Annotated in this window: 12 protein-coding genes, 1 other RNA gene and 3 pseudogenes; 8 read left to right on the plus strand and 8 right to left on the minus strand. The window is 41.9% G+C overall.

Annotated elements, in window-relative coordinates; genetic code table 11:
• Nucleotides 1-21: 21 nt before the first annotated feature.
• Nucleotides 22-6,477 (minus strand): Ig-like domain-containing protein, encoded by a 6,456-nt coding sequence (locus EAG18_RS14400; RefSeq protein WP_125253078.1) that lies wholly within the window; start codon nucleotides 6,475-6,477, stop codon nucleotides 22-24.
• Between the two features lie 1,223 nt (nucleotides 6,478-7,700).
• Between EAG18_RS14400 and EAG18_RS14405 the strand changes: the two genes are divergently transcribed.
• Nucleotides 7,701-8,084, plus strand: coding sequence for a hypothetical protein (locus EAG18_RS14405; RefSeq protein ID WP_125253079.1), 384 nt, complete (start codon nucleotides 7,701-7,703; stop codon nucleotides 8,082-8,084).
• Between the two features lie 381 nt (nucleotides 8,085-8,465).
• Here EAG18_RS14405 and EAG18_RS14410 read toward each other — a convergent pair whose 3' ends face one another.
• Entirely contained in the window at nucleotides 8,466-9,476 is a 1,011-nt protein-coding gene (locus EAG18_RS14410) for a ribonuclease T (RefSeq protein ID WP_125253080.1), read from the minus strand.
• A 488-nt stretch (nucleotides 9,477-9,964) separates the two neighbouring features.
• On the opposite strand from EAG18_RS14410, the gene EAG18_RS14415 reads away from it, so the two are divergent.
• The gene (locus EAG18_RS14415) at nucleotides 9,965-10,426 is read left to right on the plus strand and encodes a GNAT family N-acetyltransferase (RefSeq protein ID WP_125253081.1); all 462 of its coding nucleotides are present in this window, start codon (nucleotides 9,965-9,967) and stop codon (nucleotides 10,424-10,426) included.
• Between the two features lie 222 nt (nucleotides 10,427-10,648).
• Here the strand turns inward: EAG18_RS14415 and EAG18_RS14420 are convergent, their stop codons facing one another.
• On the minus strand, nucleotides 10,649-11,161 hold the full coding sequence (locus tag EAG18_RS14420; protein ID WP_125253082.1) for a GNAT family N-acetyltransferase: 513 nt from the start codon (nucleotides 11,159-11,161) through the stop codon (nucleotides 10,649-10,651).
• A gap of 84 nt (nucleotides 11,162-11,245) precedes the next feature.
• Nucleotides 11,246-11,494, minus strand: a complete 249-nt coding sequence (locus tag EAG18_RS14425; protein ID WP_125253083.1) for a Rho-binding antiterminator — start codon at nucleotides 11,492-11,494, stop codon at nucleotides 11,246-11,248.
• A 430-nt stretch (nucleotides 11,495-11,924) separates the two neighbouring features.
• Between EAG18_RS14425 and EAG18_RS14430 the strand changes: the two genes are divergently transcribed.
• The gene (locus EAG18_RS14430; protein WP_125253084.1) at nucleotides 11,925-14,105 is read left to right on the plus strand and encodes a fasciclin domain-containing protein; all 2,181 of its coding nucleotides are present in this window, start codon (nucleotides 11,925-11,927) and stop codon (nucleotides 14,103-14,105) included.
• A 371-nt stretch (nucleotides 14,106-14,476) separates the two neighbouring features.
• Here the strand turns inward: EAG18_RS14430 and EAG18_RS22390 are convergent.
• Nucleotides 14,477-14,581: pseudogene (locus EAG18_RS22390) on the minus strand (transposase); the annotation flags it as partial.
• A gap of 24 nt (nucleotides 14,582-14,605) precedes the next feature.
• On the minus strand, nucleotides 14,606-15,082 hold the full coding sequence (locus EAG18_RS14440) for a DUF1203 domain-containing protein (RefSeq protein WP_125253085.1): 477 nt from the start codon (nucleotides 15,080-15,082) through the stop codon (nucleotides 14,606-14,608).
• Between the two features lie 440 nt (nucleotides 15,083-15,522).
• Between EAG18_RS14440 and EAG18_RS22480 the strand changes: the two are divergent.
• The 3 genes and pseudogenes from EAG18_RS22480 to EAG18_RS14455 all read left to right on the plus strand — a co-directional run.
• Nucleotides 15,523-15,789 (plus strand): annotated as a pseudogene (locus EAG18_RS22480) (transposase); the annotation flags it as partial.
• Nucleotides 15,790-16,239: 450 nt separating this feature from the next.
• Nucleotides 16,240-16,479 (plus strand): hypothetical protein, encoded by a 240-nt coding sequence (locus EAG18_RS14450; protein WP_125253086.1) that lies wholly within the window; start codon nucleotides 16,240-16,242, stop codon nucleotides 16,477-16,479.
• A 54-nt stretch (nucleotides 16,480-16,533) separates the two neighbouring features.
• Nucleotides 16,534-17,430 (plus strand): annotated as a pseudogene (locus EAG18_RS14455) (serine hydrolase domain-containing protein); the annotation flags it as partial.
• A 585-nt stretch (nucleotides 17,431-18,015) separates the two neighbouring features.
• Here the strand turns inward: EAG18_RS14455 and ffs are convergent.
• Both ffs and EAG18_RS14465 read right to left on the minus strand, forming a co-directional pair.
• An RNA gene (gene ffs, locus EAG18_RS14460) (signal recognition particle sRNA small type) lies at nucleotides 18,016-18,112 on the minus strand.
• Nucleotides 18,113-18,258: 146 nt separating this feature from the next.
• Nucleotides 18,259-19,146, minus strand: coding sequence for a DUF3014 domain-containing protein (locus tag EAG18_RS14465; RefSeq protein WP_125253088.1), 888 nt, complete (start codon nucleotides 19,144-19,146; stop codon nucleotides 18,259-18,261).
• A 528-nt stretch (nucleotides 19,147-19,674) separates the two neighbouring features.
• Here EAG18_RS14465 and EAG18_RS14470 point away from each other — a divergent pair.
• Nucleotides 19,675-20,814: a patatin-like phospholipase family protein gene (locus EAG18_RS14470; protein ID WP_125253089.1), complete on the plus strand. Its 1,140-nt coding sequence runs from the start codon at nucleotides 19,675-19,677 to the stop codon at nucleotides 20,812-20,814.
• A gap of 29 nt (nucleotides 20,815-20,843) precedes the next feature.
• Nucleotides 20,844-22,022: a beta-propeller fold lactonase family protein gene (locus tag EAG18_RS14475; RefSeq protein ID WP_125253090.1), complete on the plus strand. Its 1,179-nt coding sequence runs from the start codon at nucleotides 20,844-20,846 to the stop codon at nucleotides 22,020-22,022.
• Nucleotides 22,023-22,027: the final 5 nt, after the last annotated feature.

The following is a 22,027-nucleotide window of genomic DNA, read 5'->3' on the forward strand; positions in this document are numbered from 1 at the left end:
GGGCTATTACTTATTACTGCACTATGAGTTTAGCGCCACCCTACCTTCACCTAAATCTAGGTAGCGTAGGGTCGCAAAAGATGAAGGCACCCCAACCTGCTTCACCGCACTTACCGTATAACTGGCGTAATGTGCTTCGTTTTGAGCGTGAGGTAACTGTGCCACTGCTGTTGCACTCGCGAGACAACTGGCAGTCGCAATTGCATAGTTTGGCAGTGTTTTTTTGCGACGACGTAATAATAATGCCGACACCATCACCACCAGTATGCCACCTACACTGCCAGATGACCGCGTTTCAGGCTTAATGTCTGGCGTGCCGGGCTTTTCTGGCTCAACCACGGTCGCAAGACTAACGGTAATTTTAACCACTCCCTCACTCACCGCTCCTTTTGTATCTTTAACCTGATACACTACGCTGTCCTCACCACTAAACCCGGGTTTAGGTTCATAACGTAGCGTGCCCTCAGTAGTAATACTCACCTGACCATGCTCTGCTGCTGCACTTACTAAACTCAACGCATCGCCATCTGGGTCACTGTCATTGACAAGTACATCTATCACAACACTGGTTTTGTCGTTGGTTTTTGCGGTATCTGCTTGAGTTACTGGGGCACCATTTACAACCAACTCAACCGTCACCTCAGCACTTGACGTCCCACCTTGACCATCTGCTATACCATACGTGATTTGGACTATACCAATGTAATCAAGCGGTGGTGTTAAACGTAATTGGTTATCAACTACCTCTACCACACCAAAATCTGCACTTGCTCCAGTGATGGTTAATGTATCACCATCAGCATCCGTATCATTACTCAGCACATCAATGAACACTGGCTGCGCAACAGCACTGGTTATTGCATCGGCTTGAGCTTGTGGTTGGGTGTTAGTGGTTTTCATTACTGCAATCCCGCCGGGATCGATAACGCTACGGTTAGCAATCCCGTCATCATCATTTGCACCACCATCTACAATTTGCAGTTGCACACACCAATCACCCGCATTCAAGCCGTCACGCCACTGCGTACTGCCCGGCGGTGGACAGTAACCCGGCTCACCCACTGCCGACAATATCTTGTTACCGTCTGTTGTCACAAAGTTTGTCCACTCTCCATCTCTGAACTTACGATAAATCGCATTGACAGGGATAGGCTTTCGCTGCGGAATCACAATACCGTAAACATCGCCAGCTTTCGGTAAACCTGTGGCAATAAAGTCAAACACGCCACCTATGTTGGTTGCTTCACTATCCGTTGGCAGTTCACTTTCTAATAGCTGCGCACCGCCTGTGCTATTTTGTGAAACCGTAGCGCCTTTACGTAAGCACACGCCCGGCTCACCCTCAACCAAATATTGACTTACATCCTTAACTTGGCCAGGGATCACATTACACTCGTTGTTGGCATCTAAATAATCTGGAATACCATCATTGTCTGCATCGGTATAACCTTCTTGGTTATCAGGGATAAGGTCGCCATCGCTGTCTTGATTACTGAGCGCTGGCAAACTTACCACCACTTCAAGATACATATCTTGCATTGATGATAAGCTGGGCGTTCCGTTGTCACTGGCGGTAACGCTCAGTTTATAAGTGCCCACCTCTAACCCTGCTGGGTCAAACTCAAAGCGACTGGACTCTGTACTGGTATTTTCTACCCCCTCAGCTCTCCAATTTAACGTCACGCTATCTTGTGGGTTAGCATCGGTTGCTTCTGCCACCACCGAAACCACACCACCATCTTGGCCAATCAATGTGCGTACTTGGCCGCTTTGTATTGCTTTTACTGCTAATGCTGGTGCTACGTTATCTTCCACTATGGTAACGGTTGAAGTTTGTTTTGCACCACGGTTGAGCGTATCGTCAAGCGTGATGACAATGCTCTCAGAGCCTTCTACTTCGCCATCACCAAACACATTAAAGGTAATACTACCTTCAACCCCTGATTCAATTACCACTTCACCTGCTACTAAATCATGGTCATTACCATCAGCCGTACCGCTTACTGAGTAAGGTACCGTCACAGGATAAGTTGGCGAGGTACCATTTAAGAAGACTTTTACCGTATGGCGCTGCTCTTCTGCTATCTGGCTGTCTTTGCTTAGTGAAATTAACGGGTGCACAGTCACCGTTTGTTGTTTCACCGCAGACTCACCATTACTATCTGTGGCTGTCCAAAATACTTCATGAATACCCGGTGCAAATACTGTGGTTCCATCTACCAAAGATACTGCCAGTGGATTACCACTGACATCTGTTGCCGTTGCATTACCCAAGTCCACTTTAGTGAACAGCCCTGTTGCATTGACTGTTTTATCTTCTGGTACGCTTATCTCTGGTGCGCCACTTTGTGCAGCACTCATGGTTACTTTTGCTGTCGCTTGCGCACGCATGCCTTGGCTATCTGTTAGCATATAACTGATAACCGCAGCGTCTTGTACATTTGCTTGAGGCTGGTATATCAACTGGTTGTTCTCGATACTTACACTACCGAGCGTTGTATTCGCTGCCACAAGTGTGAGCGTATCATTTGTATCAACATCGCTGTCGTTCGCTAGTACATCTAACACATAGCGGCCAGCTGCATCTGTAAAGGTATACTCGTCATCTTGTGCCACTGGTGCATCATTCACTGGCTTCACAGTGATACTCACTTGCGCCTCAGCCGAGTTCAGCTCACCATCATTCACCACATAGCTAAAACTATCGGCACCAAAAAAGTCTGCATTTGGCGTGTAATTAAATACATTGCCTTGCAAGTTGAGCGTGCCATTTGCAGGTTGCTGGGTAACGGAGAAGCTCAGTTTATCACCGTCTAGGTCTGATCCAACCCCAGTAATACTGACTGATGCGTCTTCCTCCACTAAAGTACTTATCGCCCTAGCAACAGGCGCATCATTCACCGCATTGACTGTAATATTTACTCTTGCTTCTGCGGAGCTAAGCTCACCATCACTCACTCGGTAACTGAAGCTATCGACACCATTAAAATCTTTATTTGGTGTGTAACGGAATAAATCACCTTGAACACTGACTGTGCCATTGGCAGGCTGTGTGGTCACAGATAAGCTAAGGCTGTCACCATCTGGGTCTGAAGCCGATGCGCCAAAGCTTACTGTCGCATCTTCATCGACGGAAGTATTGACTGTGCTGGCTGTAGGGGCTGTATTCACCGGAGCCACAGCATTCACTGCAATTGAGAACGCAGATAAAGCGCTAACGCTATTACCGTCAGAGACACTGATCACAATGTTCTCGTAACGACCCACATCACTCCCACGAGGCGTACCTGATAATGTTCCAGTAGTCTTATCAAATTTAGCCCACTTTGGTGCGTTAAGTATGCTAAAGGTCAGAGTATCGCCGTCTACATCTGTTCCCGCTGGTGTGAATTGATATGCGCTATCTTGATCAATTTGTGTTACTGGTGTGCCGCTGATCTCTGGTGCGTCATTCACTGCGCGCACTGTAACCTTAACTTCAGCAGGCTCCGAAGGTAACTGACCGTCAGATGCCACAAACAAGAAGCTATCTTCACCGTTAAAGTTAGCGTTTGGTGTATACAACCAAGTATCACCGCTTTGTGCTTCCAATGAACCCGAACTCGCGTCTTGTGAAATTTGGTATGTTAGCCCGTCGCTGTTAATGTCGATCGCAGTAAGCGTGACCAGCACAGAACTATCTTCATTAGCAAAGACCGTTTGTGCCGTAGCAACTGGCGCTTCATTAGCAAGCGTTATGCTAATTGGGAGCATAATTTCTTTTGCCAACTGCATGTTACTTAAACTATTTTGCAAGCTTAAATTGATAGCATCAGAGGCGTTTTTGCTAGAATCATGTTGATATACTAGCTGTCCACTATTAACCGCAGCCTGTGAGAATGGACTACCAGCTGTAAGTTTTTCGCTATCTTCTAGGGTGCCATCAAGGTTTAGGTCTAAAAATAATGTACCAAACTGTGGTGCCGCATTGATTGTATAGATGAGTTGCTCAGCATTTGTACTGGCTTCAACTGCATTTAAGTTAGTGGTTAAAATCGTACTGCTGTTACCTTGGTCTACTAGCAATGAACTAGCTAGGCAGATCTGTGAAGCGTTTTGTGCGTCGGTATAATCAAGCTCAACTGTCGCAAGTTCAGTAAAATCACCTAAATGTTTGACACTTAATGTCACCGAAGCCTTACTAGAAAAGTCACAGGTCGATTGTAGCCGCAGGTTTTCTATCAAGCGGTTAATATTTGATAAGCTACCCGTTGCTGTCCAATTCGCAGTATCGTTTTGAGTAATATGTAGCCCTGAACTATCAAAGCCACCTGCAACACTTAGCGCACCCGCGTTTGGAGTATTGTTGCGAATTGTTATCGTCACTTGCTCAGAATCCACGTCTTCAACACGCAACGCCCTAAATAGCTGTTGCGCATTCCAAGGCTCAGTGACCACGCGGGACATACTGTCTTTATTCAGCTTACTAATTTTTCTAAAATCATGCGCATCCGTACCACTTAGATAGACTTGCAAATGACCTTGCTCATCAACCGATAACACAGGATCGACTTTAACTTCAAACGGCACCTGATAACTCGCCGCTTCTTGCCACTGCCCTTCAACAATGCTCTTGACCAGAACTGTACTTGACCCTGCGCTAATATCGGTAACTTCAACGGTGTACGGTAATGTGCTGCCAACCTCAACTGACCTTAATGTTTCTGCTAACCGAATATTACTTGACGTACCGCCATCAAGATATGACCCTGATTTATTTGCATAGTAACTAAACCAATTACTGTTATATTCCGGAACACTAGACTTGGTAGTAATGAACAGATTATAGTTCTCTGGTTCACTTGCGCCTGAGAGTGCAAATTCATAGTAGTCCACAGCGTTACCGCTGCTTGTGAAGCCTCCATATTGATAACTTGGCTCTTCTCCATCTGCCAGAATACCATGTGAGTAACCCCCTGTTAGCATACCCAAATTAACACCTGTGTCTCCTAAATGAGATGATACAAAGTGAAGTTTGTCACCATTTCTGATCATCTCAACTGACTTTGCAAAATGAACAGCTTTGGCTACATTGCCATCATATACCAATCTCTGCGACCAGCCACTGGCAATACTGTACTTTACTAGCTGCATTAAGCCGTTTTGCTTGGATTGATAAAACAGATAAGGAACACCGTTAATATCTAATGCAAACCCAAAATCGCGACTAAGAGATGCCATAATCTGAAACCCTATCCCCTGTTCAGCAAGGGCTGGCAATGGCTCAACTTGTTGTGTGCTTGAGTTATACTTTAACACCTCAATGGAGGTAGTATCTTGAGTGTTGTCTTCAACCAAATAGGCAAAATATGGCGTGTTATCTGGGGCAAATGCGATTTTTATTTTACCCTTAGTCGTATCTTTTGCCGTAGCCGTACCTATTGCATTCCATACATCGTTCACTAACGCATACTGATGTACTGCACCTGCTTTATAAAAAGCTGCGTACATCTTACCGTTTGCGTCCGAGTTATAAACAATATTCGTGCTACCAATTGCATCAGCCAACACAGGTAAAGTTGCTTGTATAAAACCTACTTTCGCTTCAGAAGCATCATCGGTAGGATTAATTAACATTTTGCCAGTTTTAGTTTCTTGACGAGAGTAATAGTCTCTAAATTCACTGTCAGCTTTAACGCGGGTCGTGATAGTGAAGCTTGCTTCCGTTGTAGTTTCATCGCCATTGTGTAAAAAGTAATAATTTCCCGCTGTCAGTTGTTGATAAGACACATTGGTAACTTGGGTAATTTTTTCATCTTCAGTTAGCTGGCCATCTGTATTAGCGTCGTGATACGCTTGGAAAGATGCGTTCATTGCAACGTTAAATTGTATTGCGTTGAGTAAATCGGTCGTACCACTAAATTGAATATGCTCTGGCTTAAATTGAAACGCCTTACCTTCATCCGCAAATATTGACCCAAAGGAAAGTAAAGGTGCCAACTCACCAACATCTTGTACCGTAAACGTTATATTGTGTGAACTAGACTCATTGGTACTTGTATTCTTTACCGTAATAGTAAACTCGTAAACATTATCTTTGTTATTATCAAAAGGGTCTTCAAAATCAAGCTGTTTATCTACATATACGTAATATCCAGTGCTATCAGGTATAAAATTAAAAACTCCTTTATCTGCACCTCCGCTTACCACATAGTCAAAGTATTCGTTATCATTTGGGTTTGGCGTTGCAAACTCGTAAGGTCCAATATAAGGACTCCAGTGACCTTCTTCTACCGTAATATTATTAGATGATGTTAATACTGGCATCGTATCTGACATACTGCGCACTGTGACAGCATCAGAATTTTCGGATGCAAAAACCTCGTTGCTGGCATTGGCCTGAAAACCAGCTTGTAGTGCCACGCCACCTAGCAATATCGCTTGGATATGCTGAGTTATCTTAGTTTTTTTCTTGATACTTTCACTTTTCAGAGACATCAAATTACCTATTGACAATAATAAAATAAATACAAGGCCGATAACACTGACCACATCAGCCTAAAAAATATTAAAGTGTTGTAAACATGAGATAAAATAAGTTGGTGAATTTTGGCTATCTGACAATCGAAGTTACTTGCTGGCGCTGTAACAAAACCAAGCTTTTTTGATATTCGCCCACCACAGTTCGCCCCACTGTCTCAGTACGCGGACGGCAAGCAGCCTGGCTAATAGCTGTCGAAAGCTAAACCTAACGTAAGATTGGTACTTATCTCAGTGTGAGTACTGTTTATGCATCAAGCGTGGACAAACCTTGAAGTCTTTGAAAAGGAAAAACACACTAAATTACCCGCTACTGGGGCCCTCCTCTGTCATTCTCGATATTTGCAAATTCTTTATCTGTCTATACACCACTCAGACGTTTAAAAAAACAACACAATTTTGCTGATTATATACAAAAACGCAGTGATAAAAAGCAATTTATATCAAAAAAACAAGAGCGTTGGAGTTTTTAGTACCAAAAATAACAACAGTAAAATCAACACCTTTCGGCTCAAGATGCTACATCTAAACCTGAATTTATACACATCAAGCGCTTTGTGTTGGCTGGGCTTCATCAAAAAGCCCGATTAAATGAGACTGAACGTTTAATAACTTAGCTTCGGTAAGTGTATTATCATCTAATTTACTCATATCTGCTCAGAGCAATCTTCAGCACAATGCAGAGCAAAGCTCCAAATATATTATTCAGAGTACTTCAGGCGCAAATGCTACATTACCCACTTTTTTACTGTTCTTTTTCTTACACACTTTGCTGGTAAATGAAATTATTAAAAAACATATCAGAGCAAATTTTAAACAGAAAGTTTTTATATCCAAAACAACACAGGCCTAATTAAAAATATAACTTTAATATTTTTGACCTAAATCATAAATTTTCCTTTAATAAAGTCGTTAAATAATAGCCAAGCAGAGAGCAGATAGATTATCGTTCTCAGCGCTGTGAAGGAACCATATCAACAGCATCAATTATAAAACCAAATTAACTAGGTAAAACTGGTAAGAAAGTAATTTTTCATCTCCAGTTTAGAAATTTACTCAAAAAGTAAAAGCAATCTGTTAATTAGTTAAATGATTGGTGAAGTTGGTATTTGCACGGTAAAAGATAAATATTTCATCAACAGCCTAAAAGGCTATTTATTCTATAGAAAAGGAAAATAATCATGAAAATTGGCGTATTATTCACACTTATTGCTACTGCTACAATTGCAAATGTCTCAGCTGAACCACTCCCTTCAGAGCCGGGCTATGCAAGTGTGCAAGAAGTGTTGGAATATGGTCGAAAGTATCAAGCGGTCGATACCCAGCTGTTAGATGCTGGTTATCGCTTCCACGAGTGCAATACACAAGTTATTAACTATTTTGCACCGCCAACACAAGCAGAATATAGATATGCGCAAGCTGAGTGCTTGTACTCAATGCGCTCAGGTGGTGACTTTTCACTTCAGACTGATTATGCGACAGTTAAAATAGATATAAACTACAATCAAGAGATCATTGTGTATAAAGAAGCAGATGTATTGGTAAGCTACACAACGGTGTACTAACGAACGATTAGTTTATTTATATCAATTATAATTTAGAAACAGGGGGCTCCCCCTGTTTCTAAATTTCACCCAACCCGTTAATTTGAAATAAATTAAATTATAAAGACATAAAAACAAAACCATAAAAATTAACATTATAAAATTAAAAATGACAATTAAAATGCAAACACACTATCTTAAAAACAAATCAAGTTAAATAAAATTCAACTCTCTAGATGGCTATCTCGAATTATTTCAGTTGATTTTTTGACTGTGGGTATAATAAGTTGAAAACGCATGCTCACTAAATTTAACACCTGCCCTAAAATAGTTCGCTTGCTCAGTTATGAAGGGAGCAAACGTGTAACCTTGCTGTATAAGGTTACACGTAAAATGATCAATTTAGTTTACAGCGTCAATTCCGAAAGTATCAGGACAATTCCCTTGACCATTACCAACTACGCCTGGCGCAGACAGTAGATCTTTCATTTTATCTGTGTCAGTAACGTCTTTGGGTAATGCAATTTGTAGTTCAGTTAAAATACCTTGTTTACATTGTAGTGCTACGCGGTGATAACTACCTTCACCAAACTCTTTATCAAACGCGGCTTGAAAGGCACTACGGTCAGTTTGCTTGCCAATGTTTTGATCAATATAGTCACTCACAAAGCCCGACTCATTCACCTGCTGCAATAAATTCATCGCCAACGTAAAGTAATTATCCTCACTTAATCCAGAGCAAGTACCATGTTTCCACCACTCGTGTCGTTGCAAACAAGTACCGCTGGCTTCGCTGGGCATCACCTTGCCTAATCTCGCTCTAACATCGGCTGCCAAATCCAGCGCTGGATAATCACAGAATGTAGCGGGCTTGGTTTTCACTCGGCCACAGCTACCATAGTTTCTGCCACATGACTTTTTATTAGGCCAATAACCGTGCAAAGTAAAATGAGACGCATCCCATCGATTTGGTGTCAATGACTTACACTCAGGTTTATTACGACCGGTAAACTCACAAAATGCTGGTTGCCAACTAATGGCCAATACATGTGAGTCAAAAATACCCGGGTAATGACACTGTGGATCGCCACCTTGACGCCCCCCTCCTCGGCTATCTACGACTAAATTACTTAAATCTCCACAACTGGCCGACACCCAGCGATCAGGTGAAGGGTTATATGTTGTCTTCACTCTTACCCAATTTACTTGATGCGCCTCTTGGGCATCGACTTCAATAATAGGGTACGTTTCTCCTGGACTTGATTCCAGTGAACCGGGGTTGGTTCCTTTACGCTTAGACTGGTACATATCACATGACTGGCTTGCGATAAAACTCCCCTTGGCAGGAGTAGCAGCGGCATAATGTGAGGTTAGCCCTAAGGCCAATGCGGTGGATATAATCATCATTTTCATTTAAGTAGCTCTCATTTATATTCAGTCTACGGCTTTGGGGTGATCGCCTAGCGCCCTAATTTAGGATTGTATTGCGCTCTATTCACCATTTAAGATGGTTATAAAGTCGTGAAAATATTTGTCATTTCCCTAGCTATAAGCGAGTTCTAGATTTATTTAGTGGCAAGGGTTCAAAATTGCTTACAGCCTCCATAATGTAATTAATGCAAGCTAGCGCTGAAATTAGGAGCAGTCTCAAAACCAGTAAATTCACATTAAATAAACCTTTAATTACAAAAGATAGCAAAGCAACCTAGATAAAAGAATTACAACTCATTACAGTTATTCAGTTGCATCGTGACCCTTTATTAAATCCAGCTTTCGGTAGCATATAGCGCCGTGCACTCTGACCATTTGTAGCCGTATGTGGTAAACTCAAGCTGCTAAATTTTTAAGCTGTAATCTAGCGACGGACTCCAAGTCGCGACTCATAAATATAAGGAAATAAAATGAATGTTGAACATGTAATTCCAGAGGAGCACCAAGCACTATTGGAGGTTTGGGAAAACTCAGTTCGCGCGACACATGACTTCATCACAGAAGACGACATCGCATTTTTTAAGCCCATCATACTAGAGCAAGCTTTTCCAAACGTGACATTACACTGTGTGAAAGACAGACGTGGTGCTATTCAGGGGTTTATTGGTGTCCATGAAGGTAAAGTTGAAATGCTATTTGTTTTGGACAAAGCGAGAGGGCAAGGTATCGGCACAGCTTTGCTCATGTATGCCATTGAACAGCTGGGGGCGACTCAAGTGGATGTTAATGAACAAAACCCGTTGGCTGTTGGCTTTTATCAGCATTTAGGTTTTAACATTATATCGCGCTCACCAACCGATGATATGGGCAAACCATTCCCAATTTTACACATGAAAAGAGAACCCGCAGCCAAGCTCCCCCCTATTTGCTAAGAACAGTGCTTGGAGTCATACGCTTTGAGCACTTCCCCACACCTACTGCTATAAAGCTTCCAGTAAGACTATTTGTGATAATACCTTGTCGTCACGCTTGTGATTTTGAGTCGACATGTAGGCAAGGCAAAAATTTTGCTATTTAGTTGAGTTGCTCTAAATAAAAAACTTTTAACGCAGTTAGCGTCAGATTTGCTCCTTCAAATTGAGCAAGTATTAAGGCTAATCGGCTTTGGACAGTGCATATTCAAAAAAGTACATATTGCCGTTTGCACAGCCTTGCTCTGAAAACCCTTGCTTTTTTAATAAATGAACAGAAGCAAAGTTTGATTTGTCTACACCCGCAATGAGCTTGTGCCAAGAGCCTATTGTATTTGCGGTATGAATAAAACCTTGAAGTAATTCACTGGCATAACCTTTACCCCAATGCTGCTGTGCTATCACATAACCAATATGCGTGTTAATTTCATTTTCAGTATTAGTGAACAAAAATCCAATGGTTTCTTTATCTTTTAACGTAATTTGCAACAAACGACTTTCAGAGCACATCCTAGTTAACCATTGTTCAGCCTTACTTGCCGAGTCAATATGATGAAAATAAGCAGGCAGGTGTGTTACTACATCAGCGGTCAAAATATAGGGTATCTTTGCTATCAGTTGTTGTATTTGCGCTGTTGAAGCCGAATTGTCAATCTCATTAACTTCTAGCCGCATAGTTTGAAATGATAGTGTCATCACATCCTCGTTTTTTTGCTTGTTCGCTCGATTGTTGAAAAAGTACTATTGCGGTTGAGTGATTACTGAATCAAAATTGCAGGGTCATTCGCTTAAATACACTTCATTAAAATGAGGGTTTTTAGTTATAGCCTCTAATCTGTTTACTAGCTCTAAACATACCAATAGCGGCTCATTTCCTACATGTAGTTTTATACACTCTTCACCAGCCGTGTTTCTCGCAGTATCAATGGCTTGACCTTCTATCACTTCTCCCGTCTTCAACGTCAGTTTTACCATGTAATTAAATACACAAACCATTTCTATATAATCATGTTTGTCGCAGCTGATCATCTCTTTTACTCACCCTATTAGCCGACCAAAGTATATATTAACCAATGATAATATACCGTCCTATTGGCGACTTTATTGCATGATTTTCAGACACACAAAAAGCGGTTATCACAGTTAGTACTTGGCTTACTCAGACAACTTATACCAATTTGCTTAATTAAGTGGTCTATTTTGAGGCGAGAAAACCTTGTCGATAACTAGGCAAAAATTTTGCTATTTAGTTGTTCTAAATGAGAAATTTTTAACACTGTTAGCGTCAGATTTACTCCTTCAAATTGAGCAAGTATTAAGTCAAATTGGTATTAAGCATGAACAAGTTGAGGTTGCTTCAGCGTTATTACCGTAACAGTTCATAAACGTGCTATTAAAAAATCTTTGATCTTAACTTTCCCCCTCAGCGTATTGCCGAAAAACTAACCACCCAACGGAGATGACCGTGAATATCATTGTAAAGCTCGCTCTTGTGGCTTCGTTTAGCACACTCGTGGCATGTTCTAGTGACGATGACCCTGTTATAACCCCCGCACCAGAACCTACCGAAACTTCAATCTATGACGCTGCAAAAGCAGCAGGCTCATTTACTACATTAGTAGCAGCATTAGAAGCAACAGGCCTTGATGCGACACTAGACAATACTGATAATAAATACACTGTGTTTGCACCAACCGACGCCGCTTTTGACGTGCTCGGAGCGGAAACCATCAACGGTTTACTGGCAGATACTGACACGCTAAGCGGCATTTTGACGTATCATGTGATAGGCGCAGAGGTGAATGCTGAAGCTGCACTGTCGCTGGCCGGCCAAACAGCTGAAACTGTAAATGGTGCCAAAATAGCGCTCTCACTCAGCGGGGATACGTTATTAGTGAATACAGCAACGGTTACGCAAACAGACATAATAACCGATAACGGGATTATTCACGTGATTGATGCCGTACTAATGCCACCAGCTGACATGGCATCAACTCAAAATATTGCTGAGATTGCTACCAATGCGGGAACTTTCACAACTTTACTTAAAGCAGTTGAAACCGCAGGGCTCACCAGTGCACTAACCGGCTCTGACCCGCTTACTGTTTTTGCACCAACAGACGCAGCATTTGCAGCCCTTGGCACAGATACGATAAACACGCTGTTGGCAAATCCAGAGGTGCTTGGTGACATTTTAAAGCAGCATATCCTCCCTGGCAGTGTTGATTCAGTCACGGCAATGTCACTTAACGGCGAGCGTGCAACAACACTGTTAAACAACCAGCTACTTGTAACCATAGACGCTGCTAGTGATACGCTCAAATATGCAGATGTAACCGTTACGCAAACAGACATCAAGGCGTCAAACGGTGTGATCCATGTATTGGACGCCGTTGTGGTCGCAGATATTGCTGTTCCAGAGTCTCTTGGATTGATCCCCGTAGTTGCACAAAACGCAGGGTCGTTCAACACACTGGTAAGCTTACTTGGCACTACAGGACTGGATCAGACGCTTGCGGATCCCACCACTAAGTTTACTGTATTCGCACCAACAGATGCAGCGTTTGCGGCACTTGGGCAGGAAACTCTGGATGCGCTCGCCGCAGATCCACAAAAGCTTTCTGATATCTTGTTATATCACGTCGTAACTGGACAAAGTATTATGTCTGATGCAGCGGCTGCCGTAGCCTCCTCGGACACTAATATGGTAACCATGGCTAATTCAGATAACGCGGCGTTGAGCACCGTAAACAGCAAGCTATTCATTGATGACGCTGTTATAAGAACGGCCAATGTCAGTGCTGATAATGGTGTTATACACGTATTAGATAAAGTCATCATGCCACCTGCTGATAAAACACAAACCACCAAAACGATAGTAGATGTTGCAGTGGAAACTGACACTTTATCTACGCTTGTGACTGCGCTAACGGCTGCCGATCTCGTTGATACGCTATCTGACACCAGCAAAACATTCACGGTATTTGCACCAACCAACCGTGCCTTTGAGAAGATCCCAGCAACCACCTTAAACGCACTGCTTGCAGATGTGCCAGCACTTACGAACGTACTTACACAGCACGTTCTAGGGATTGAAGCGTCGGCAACCACGGCGTTAAAACTAAATGGCAAACAAGTGGAAACGCTAGCAGGTAACATGCTCGATATTAATGTGGTCGACTTTGCAGGTTCAGCAAACACATCATCAGATGCAGTTGCCTACGACATCAGCGGGCAAAAGCTAGTTGCGGGTAAAGCACTAAACAAAGCTGGCTTCACTTTGTATGTTTTCGACAATGACCTAACCGCAGATCAAAGTCAGTGTAACGACAGCTGTGCCACGTCTTGGCCACCGGTCATCGCCAACGAGGCACAAATAAGCAACATCCCAGGATTATCTTTGATACCTAGGCAAGACGGCACTATGCAAGCAGCGTATTTAGGCCGTCCGCTTTACTTTTTTAGTGGTGACACCGAGCAAGGTCAAAACAATGGTAATGGAGTGAACAATATTTGGTGGCAAGTCACACTTCCTACGTCTGGTTTGCAGATAGAAGGTAGCAACGTTATCCAAAAAGACATTTACACCGCCAATGGCGTGGTGCATTTAATCGATACGGTTATAACCACCGTAGATTAAGCGAGTTATGTATTATTTCCTGACGACCTTAGGTACGGCATCAGCCGTACCTTTTTTGTGAGGCAGCCTTCACTTCCCTCGGCGCGCGTGTTATATCATTTACCTTAATAAAGCGGTCAAATTTGAGGCGAGAAAATCTTACCTATAACACAGGGAACAACGATGACACCCACTGTTACCTACTCACCAAGTTATGGTAGTTTCTCGTTAGAATTACAAAGAATTATTTATTACTCGTATCAAAAGTGCTTAAGAAAATAAGGTTCTTGCTGGCATTTAAGTACTTCCTGACACTAAAGCCAGTGTGTCGCACACCATAAAGGTACTGTGGTTAACGCAGCTTGAGGGTTATCGCTACAGAATCTATTTGGTTAAGCCAGCAAATGTTCACAATTTGCTAGATTTGTGCGCCTTCGTCTTTTAAGGGTTTCACAATAAGCGATGAGTACTCGCTCTCGACCAACAGCACCATGGAAAGGCAGCTAACGCCTTAATATCTATTAAACACGTTCAACTCTAAAACTGTAACAACCATAGGCTGCATATCTTGCAATTACAAAGCTGACCTTTTTATTGGTTAAAAATTCCTCAAGATCTGTTTCTGCATGTTCTGGTGATGTCAATTTTGCGTCTAATATACGCTCGTTTTCACAGTATGCTTTTAATACAAATGTGTGACCTAAATAATCGGTTGCTGACCCATTTGGCAATGGCAGTTTATTAACATCAAATTCCTGACTATTTGAGTTAGCCAACACAAAAATGGGCCCATACTCTTTATACGGGCCTGTTTTAGTGAAAGGACAATAACTGGCCAATATTAGTTTCTCACCAGCCTTTGCACCACGAAGCACATCTCGACATGGTTCACCACCTTTAGCTTCCAATACTTCTACAGGCTGGTTTTGATCGTCTATACCTACATTTCTAACTTTATCTAAGAAATCCGATCTTACAGGTACTATTTTATACTTCATTTGACTCCCTCAATGGCTGACATTTTTATCGACGAAAAATGTCGCATAACAATAGCGTATTCCCCGCTGCATAACAACGGTTACTCATACACCCACTCTATTACTATCAACCATAACAATAACTTAATCAGGTGTCACCAAATCAGAAATAGTAAAAGTGTGTCGACTATCGCACAACCATGATACATGAAAAACACCCAGAAATATAAATATGCACAAGCAAATTGATCAAAGTGGGACTTATTATGGGCGCTCTTCTTTAGCCATGTTCCAAGCCCCCATGACTAGACAAAAATATGCTAAATATACTACTCATATTGCCTAAGCTGAATAACTGAAATCATTGGGGAGCAGTTAATGAATTGATCCAAGTCTGCACATCATAAAACTTGAGTATATCTCTTTAAAGGTTTCTAAGATAACCTAGTTCGTCATGCCTTTTGCATAAGGGTCTGCTATTTGAGCTCAAATCCTATATTGAATTGGTTGGACTCACAGGCCAATGTATTCGGGCCGATAAATATGGCTATATCAACGAAGCACAACCCATACACTCTCGATTAAATATAGAGCCAGAAACTGGATAAAACTTACTACGCAATTTTCATGGTGCAGTTGGCCGATAGCGAACAACAACCACTTACTGCGAAGCACTTCAAAAGCGGCGGCGGACGAATCTAACAAACTGCGAGCGCCTGCTGGCTTAGCAAAACTCACATCCTCCATTCTAGAATTTTCTTACTGTTGCATTCGCAGCGCGTTTTCGTGCGCGATATCCCATTATTAGTGAATAGATACGCTCGAGTGCTAAAAATTGGCCTATCGAAAAACGTTTTTGTACTCAATAATTGAAGTATTTTTATACTTTTTTTACTTCACTTCCTCAGCTTGGATATTAATAATGATGGGTTTCAGTTATTTTCTTTTAGAAAAAGACACGACTTGACCGCAGGCCTCCTCATGCTAAAACCTTGAGTGTTTTGCCTAAATATTAATTTTAAAAATTATTTAAATTCTCTTTTCAAGGAGTGAACGGTAGGATTAGTAAGGCCACACAAATTAGCTAACTATACATCTTTAAACAAATTAATTTTGAGTAATTCAATAATATTTGAGTCTACAGTGGAGCATTAACAACCAAAATAAAGGATTTTGCTTTGCTTATAACAAACTTACAATCATCATTTAAATTCGCTCATTTAGCGTTATTAACCTTACTATTAAGCGCATGTGGTTCGGATATAACTCAAACTTCGCCTTTAGTTAATGAAACTGAGCTCCCTAAAGAAGTGGGTATTGCACAAGATGGTGCATTAAAGCAGCATTTAGAAAGTATTCGACAGGCATATAATGTGCCTGCAATTACGGCTATGACAGTAAAAGATGGCTTAGTGTAAGAAATTGCCAGCACAGGCTATCGTGATATATAAAGCCTTGAGCCTGTAAGCGATAATGATCGTTGGGCGATCGGCTCTGTCGCAAAATCTATGACCGCTTTGCTCGCCGCTCGTTTAGTTGAACAAGGCCTCATTACTTTTGACACTAACGTCATAGATATATTTCCTGAACTGAAAGGCCAAATTCGACCAGAACATGAGACAATTACTTTACAGCATCTGTTGAGCATGACATCCGGATTAAAAAGGGACATAGATGTAAAAAATCAGCAGTGGTACGACAATACCAAGCCTTTAACCGAATTAAGATATGAGCTAACAAAAGACGTGCTTAATACCGCTGCAGTGAAAACCCGAAGCGAGTTTTGGTATAGCAATGTTGGTTACGTGATAGCAGGACATATGTTAGAGCGAGTCAGCAATCAGACTTGGGAGTGGCTTATTGGCGAAGAAGTCTTTGGGCAATTAGGCATCACTAATTATGGTTTTGGTGAACCGAGCTTTGAGCGCGCGAAGCAGCCCAAAGCGCATATTTACGAAAATGGTCACTGGCATGGGGTGACTGAAGAAAAAAAGGTTGCTCCAAAAGTATATGGTCCTGCCGGTACGGTGAATATCAGTTTACCTGAGCTTGCTGTTTATTTTTCTTCGGTATTAGAGGGAATGCAGGGAGATAACAATATTGTGAATAAAGAGAGTTACAAAATGTTGCTCTCGCCTTATAGTAAAATTGAAGACAGCCGTTCTGAGTATGCGATGGGCTGGTATGTCAAGTCAGATAAAACGGCTTTTGGTCATGCCGGTTTTACGGGCGCATTTTCGGTCAGTAGCCTGCTTTATCCTAGTCAAAATAACGCTTATTTTGCGGCAGTAAATGGCGATACAGATAACGCAACCAAAACACTCTCGCAAGCGTTAGAAGTGCTGATGAAAAGAAGCTCTATAGAATAGTCAATTTGAGAGCGTCGGCAAATGAAGCGTCGACGTTATATTCTATTAGGGTCTTAAACCCATCGCGTTTGGTATTCGGCGCTGATGCCATATGGGTAAACACTTTAAGACAGAGGGTCAATCTTGTAGTAACTATTAGGGTCAGATCTTGCTTATTGCCTTCATGCTCTTTTCTAAACGAACAACTGCCGTGAATAAGGTTCGGTATGCGCGAGTTTCGACCACAACTCCGTCTTTAGGTATACAAGTAGCCAAACTTGAGGAAGCGGATTGCGACAAAGTGTTTATTAATATGACTTACTTTGTTGATTTGTAGGTCGAATAAAGCGTGCAACGCCGCCATCCGACAAACCTTTTGCACAGCAGTTACACTTTTTTCGTAACTCTGTTGAAAAGCGCCCACGACTTTTCCAATCTACGGGAACACGCTAATAAAGTGTTATTGATCTAACGAGCACAGAATGAGTGTTTTATTTGATTTAGTTTTTAAATTTAAAAAGATAGGAATTAGTATGTTTTAGTATACTTTTGAGTACTATAAATAAGACTTACACTTCAAACAACATGAGGAGATTTGGGTGGCAGTCTTACCAGCCACATCCCGGCACACAAGTCATCCGCTGTGGCTGCTTCCTTCCGGACCTGACCAGGTTCACGAACTATTGTTGCGAGAGGACCAATAAGACTACCATTGAGGGCCTTGTTTGGCGCGGGGTGAATTATCTCGAAGATTACAAAAGGATGCAAGGGAAAAGTCAAAAAGCGTGGTTAACTGAGTGATGTTTAAACAGTTAGCCACGCTTTTATGTTTGTTAAGAGGATATTTGATTATTTGTTCAACGCGCTTTTGATTTCTTCCAAGCGCTTTTTCACTTTTTTCATATTTTCTGGACCCATTCGTAAAAACTGCTTTTGCGCAGCCGACAGCTGCTCCCATTCTGCGTAGGCATATTTATAGGTCACCGACTCTTTAATGAGCGGTAAGGCAGTATCCGGAATAGGTGTTGCAAGTAGCTCGTCGATGGCATCCGCTAAGGTGCCATTAAACTCATTCCCTTCATAGCCAATTTCTTCGTATGCTTCTTCAAACAATGGTTTGTATTGGTCATATAATCTTACAACCTGTGCTGTGCTCATCGTGTCAAACATTGCAACGTAAGGGGTGTAACGCTCATAACTATTTGGATCTGTAATAATTATATCGTCATCTATCACACTAAAGTTATCTTGTGGTTTTACTACTGGTGAGTGTTTTTCTGCAATTTTTCCTTTAGCTAAATTATCCACATACACCACAGTGCGACGAATTACATCATCATCAGCTAATAACTTGACCGCTTGATTTGACATAAAATTAGCAACGGCTGCTTTTATTTCTGTATCGCTTTGTGATAACGGCGGTAAAACTAGTGCTTCAGGCTCTGCGATTGCGGTGGGTGCAAGTGTTTCTGGCTCACGAGTGTCTGGTATTTCGCGCTCAGCCTCGGGCTCTACCAGCACTTCTGGTTCGACTTCTGTTGCAGTATTCACAACTGACGTTTGTGCTGGTTCTGGTACCACAATATCCTGTTTAACCTTTTGATTTTCCGATGGCGGAGTATCTTTTTGTGCGAGCACAAAAACAGCCACAATAATTAATGCTAATACAACTACTGCGGCAAACAGTAATTGGCTGTTAGAAGGTTTTTTGTTGCCTTCTCGATGATTCTCTGACATGGGGACTCCCTCTTCGTCATTGTTGATACGCGTTAATGTAAAACTATCACCAAATACTTGACTAATAACTTAATGCGCGCTGAAACCCTAAAAAAATGCGTTGTGGTGCAAACTCTGACTACACCTTGTTCAAACATTTGATCTGAATAAAAATACTTGAGCACCGAACTTAAGTTCAGTACATTGAAGTTAAACTAAATCGCCACTTCATTAAATACAAAATCGCGCCAATTAGCGACCAAATTAACGCGCTAGTTTGTTAAAATTTGTTTGTGCCACCTTAGCGTTTTAGTGCTTTACCTTCAAAATAATAATCTAGGAGCGAGTGTTTCAGACAACTTGGGTTTTAGCTTGGTTCAACTAGAATAAATAATACAATCTACAGGCGACTTAAGGACACAGTGGCAGTTTACTACTAAAAATAACGTATTTACTGGAGTTATCAACTCTTTGTATCTATCGCATTACAACATCAACAAAGATAAATAACGCATAAAAAGACCAATTTGAACAGCAGGATAGCCTCTTTTGAGAAAGCATAGAACGAGTGATAAAAAAATTGCATTACTTCTGACCGGAGGTGGTGCAAGAGCCGCGTATCAAGTCGGCGTACTCAAAGCATTAGCACAAAGTATGCCTCGCACCTCCCCTTTGCCATTTGACATCATTACGGGCACCTCGGCAGGTGCGATAAACTCGGCAGGTATTGCATGCTATGCCTCTTGCTTTCATTTAGCCGTAAAGAAAGTAGAGTATATCTGGAAAAACTTCAGCACAGATATGGTCTATAAAAGTTCATTTTCAGGTGCGTATGGTCACTTATTAGTAAACATGTTGCGAAGCTTTCAAGCGCAATATCTTAATCAGCCACCAGCAAGCTTACTAAACAATTCACCGCTTCGAAAACTGCTGGCTAATGTACTTGATTTAAATCGCATTGACCATAATTTACATCGCCGTTTTCTTGACGCCGTCGCAATTACAGTTTCAAGCTATTCAACTGGTAAGTCCGTAGCGTTTTATCAGGCAAACAATGCCACTCCTTGGCAACGCTCAAAACGAGTTGGTGTGCCTGGCAATATATCTCTAGATCTGCTCATGGCAAGCTCAGCCATACCTATGGTATTCCCAAGTGTTAGGGTTAAACACCATTATTATGGCGATGGTTCTATTCACCAACTTTCTCCATTAAGTCCCGCAATTCACTTGGGGGCAGATAAAATCTTTGTGATTGGCGTAGAACAGCCTAAACTGCCTCAGCCGCTTGGGTACGAGCCGCATTTCCCTGGAATGTCTGTGGTTGCGGGTCATCTCCTCGATAGCGTATTTAGCGATACCTTAAACTCAGATATTGAGCGGCTAGAACGAGTCAACCGAACTGTGAGCCTGTTACCAGCCCGAGAAAAGCATAAAGAGCTCAAACGGATCGATCACCTGATAATCAACCCTAAGCTCAACTTTAGCGAAGTCGCTGATCATTATTATGATGATATGCCATTGGCCATAAAGCTATTGCTCAGGACTATGGGGGTTAAAAAACACTCACCGTCGAGTTTAACCAGTTACTTGCTTTTTGAGAGAACATACACCCAAAAACTTATTGAGCTTGGGTTTGAAGACGGCATGAATCGTTTGGATGAAATCAGAGCATTTTTGGAACTCCAGTAAGATTTAAAATAATAAAAACAGGTAGTAAAATGTATAAATTTGCAATAAGCGCATTTGCATTTATCGCACTCGGAGCCATGCCATTTAGCGCGATTAGCAATACATTCGATGTGGTTCAGACCATCCAAAATAACACGGCAGGGTTTAGTGGCTTAGATAACCCTAGAACGCTGCGTTTCAACCTTCAAGGTACGCGGGCTGTTGCAGTCAGTGGCGATGACAACGCATTGGTTACATTTGCACTCAACGAAAATGGGCTCTTGTTCCAAGATCAACACTTTCAATCGAGCGATACTCAGCCACTATTACTTACTGGCGCATCTGATGCGGTATTTGTAAATAGCAACCTCATTCTTAACACTAGCTTTTACGATGGCGCCTTGAATGTGTTTGCAAAAGATAACGCGGGTAAGTTTAACCTTGTGCAAAGCTTTTCTGATGAAGTGTCTTACAAAGTGGTGTTTGATCCGACCAAGAACACCTCTGTCCAAGACACCCTGGGCTTATTTGCACCTTGGAAAATTAGCTTAAGTGATGACAAAAACGACGCCTTTATCCCAAGTTATAAAAGTAATACAGTCACTGCTTTTAAGATAACCTCAGCAAACAGAGTGACGTGGCTCGGCCCTATCGATGGCGCTGAGCAGACTGATATGGGTGGGCCTGTAGATGTGTTAATAAATAAAAAGGTTGATGAGCTTATCGTTGCAGGGTACGAAGGTGATGTCATTACGCTGTGGCATCAAACCAACGGCACTTATGCGATGAAGCAGCGCATCGTTAAAAACGACAGTAACCTGCGCGCCCTCAGTAAACCACAAGCCTTGGCATCAAGCCCAAACTTTACTATTTTTTATGTTGCAGCAGCAGGCAGTAGCAGCATTTTAGTGTTTGAGCGTCAACAAAACGGTCAATACCATTTGCTCCAAACCATTGATGCAAGCCAAGTAGGCAAGCCTCTAAATGGCGTATCTAGCATCTTACTTGATGCTGATAGCAAAAGATTGTACGCAGCCTCTGAAAGTAGCTCTGGCATTGCTGTGTTTAGCGTTAGCGCGACGGGCAAGCTCACACATATCGAAAATTTTGATGATTTGACCAATCCCTTAGCCAATATATCAGCCTTGGCTTTTATGGCTAAAACAAATCTCTTAGCTGTACCTCTTGCAAAACAAGATACCATCAAAATACTCAAAATAAGGAAGTAGTAACG

The sequence above is a fragment of the Pseudoalteromonas sp. J010 genome (assembly GCF_003934235.1).
Taxonomy (GTDB): Bacteria; Pseudomonadota; Gammaproteobacteria; order Enterobacterales; family Alteromonadaceae; genus Pseudoalteromonas; species Pseudoalteromonas peptidolytica.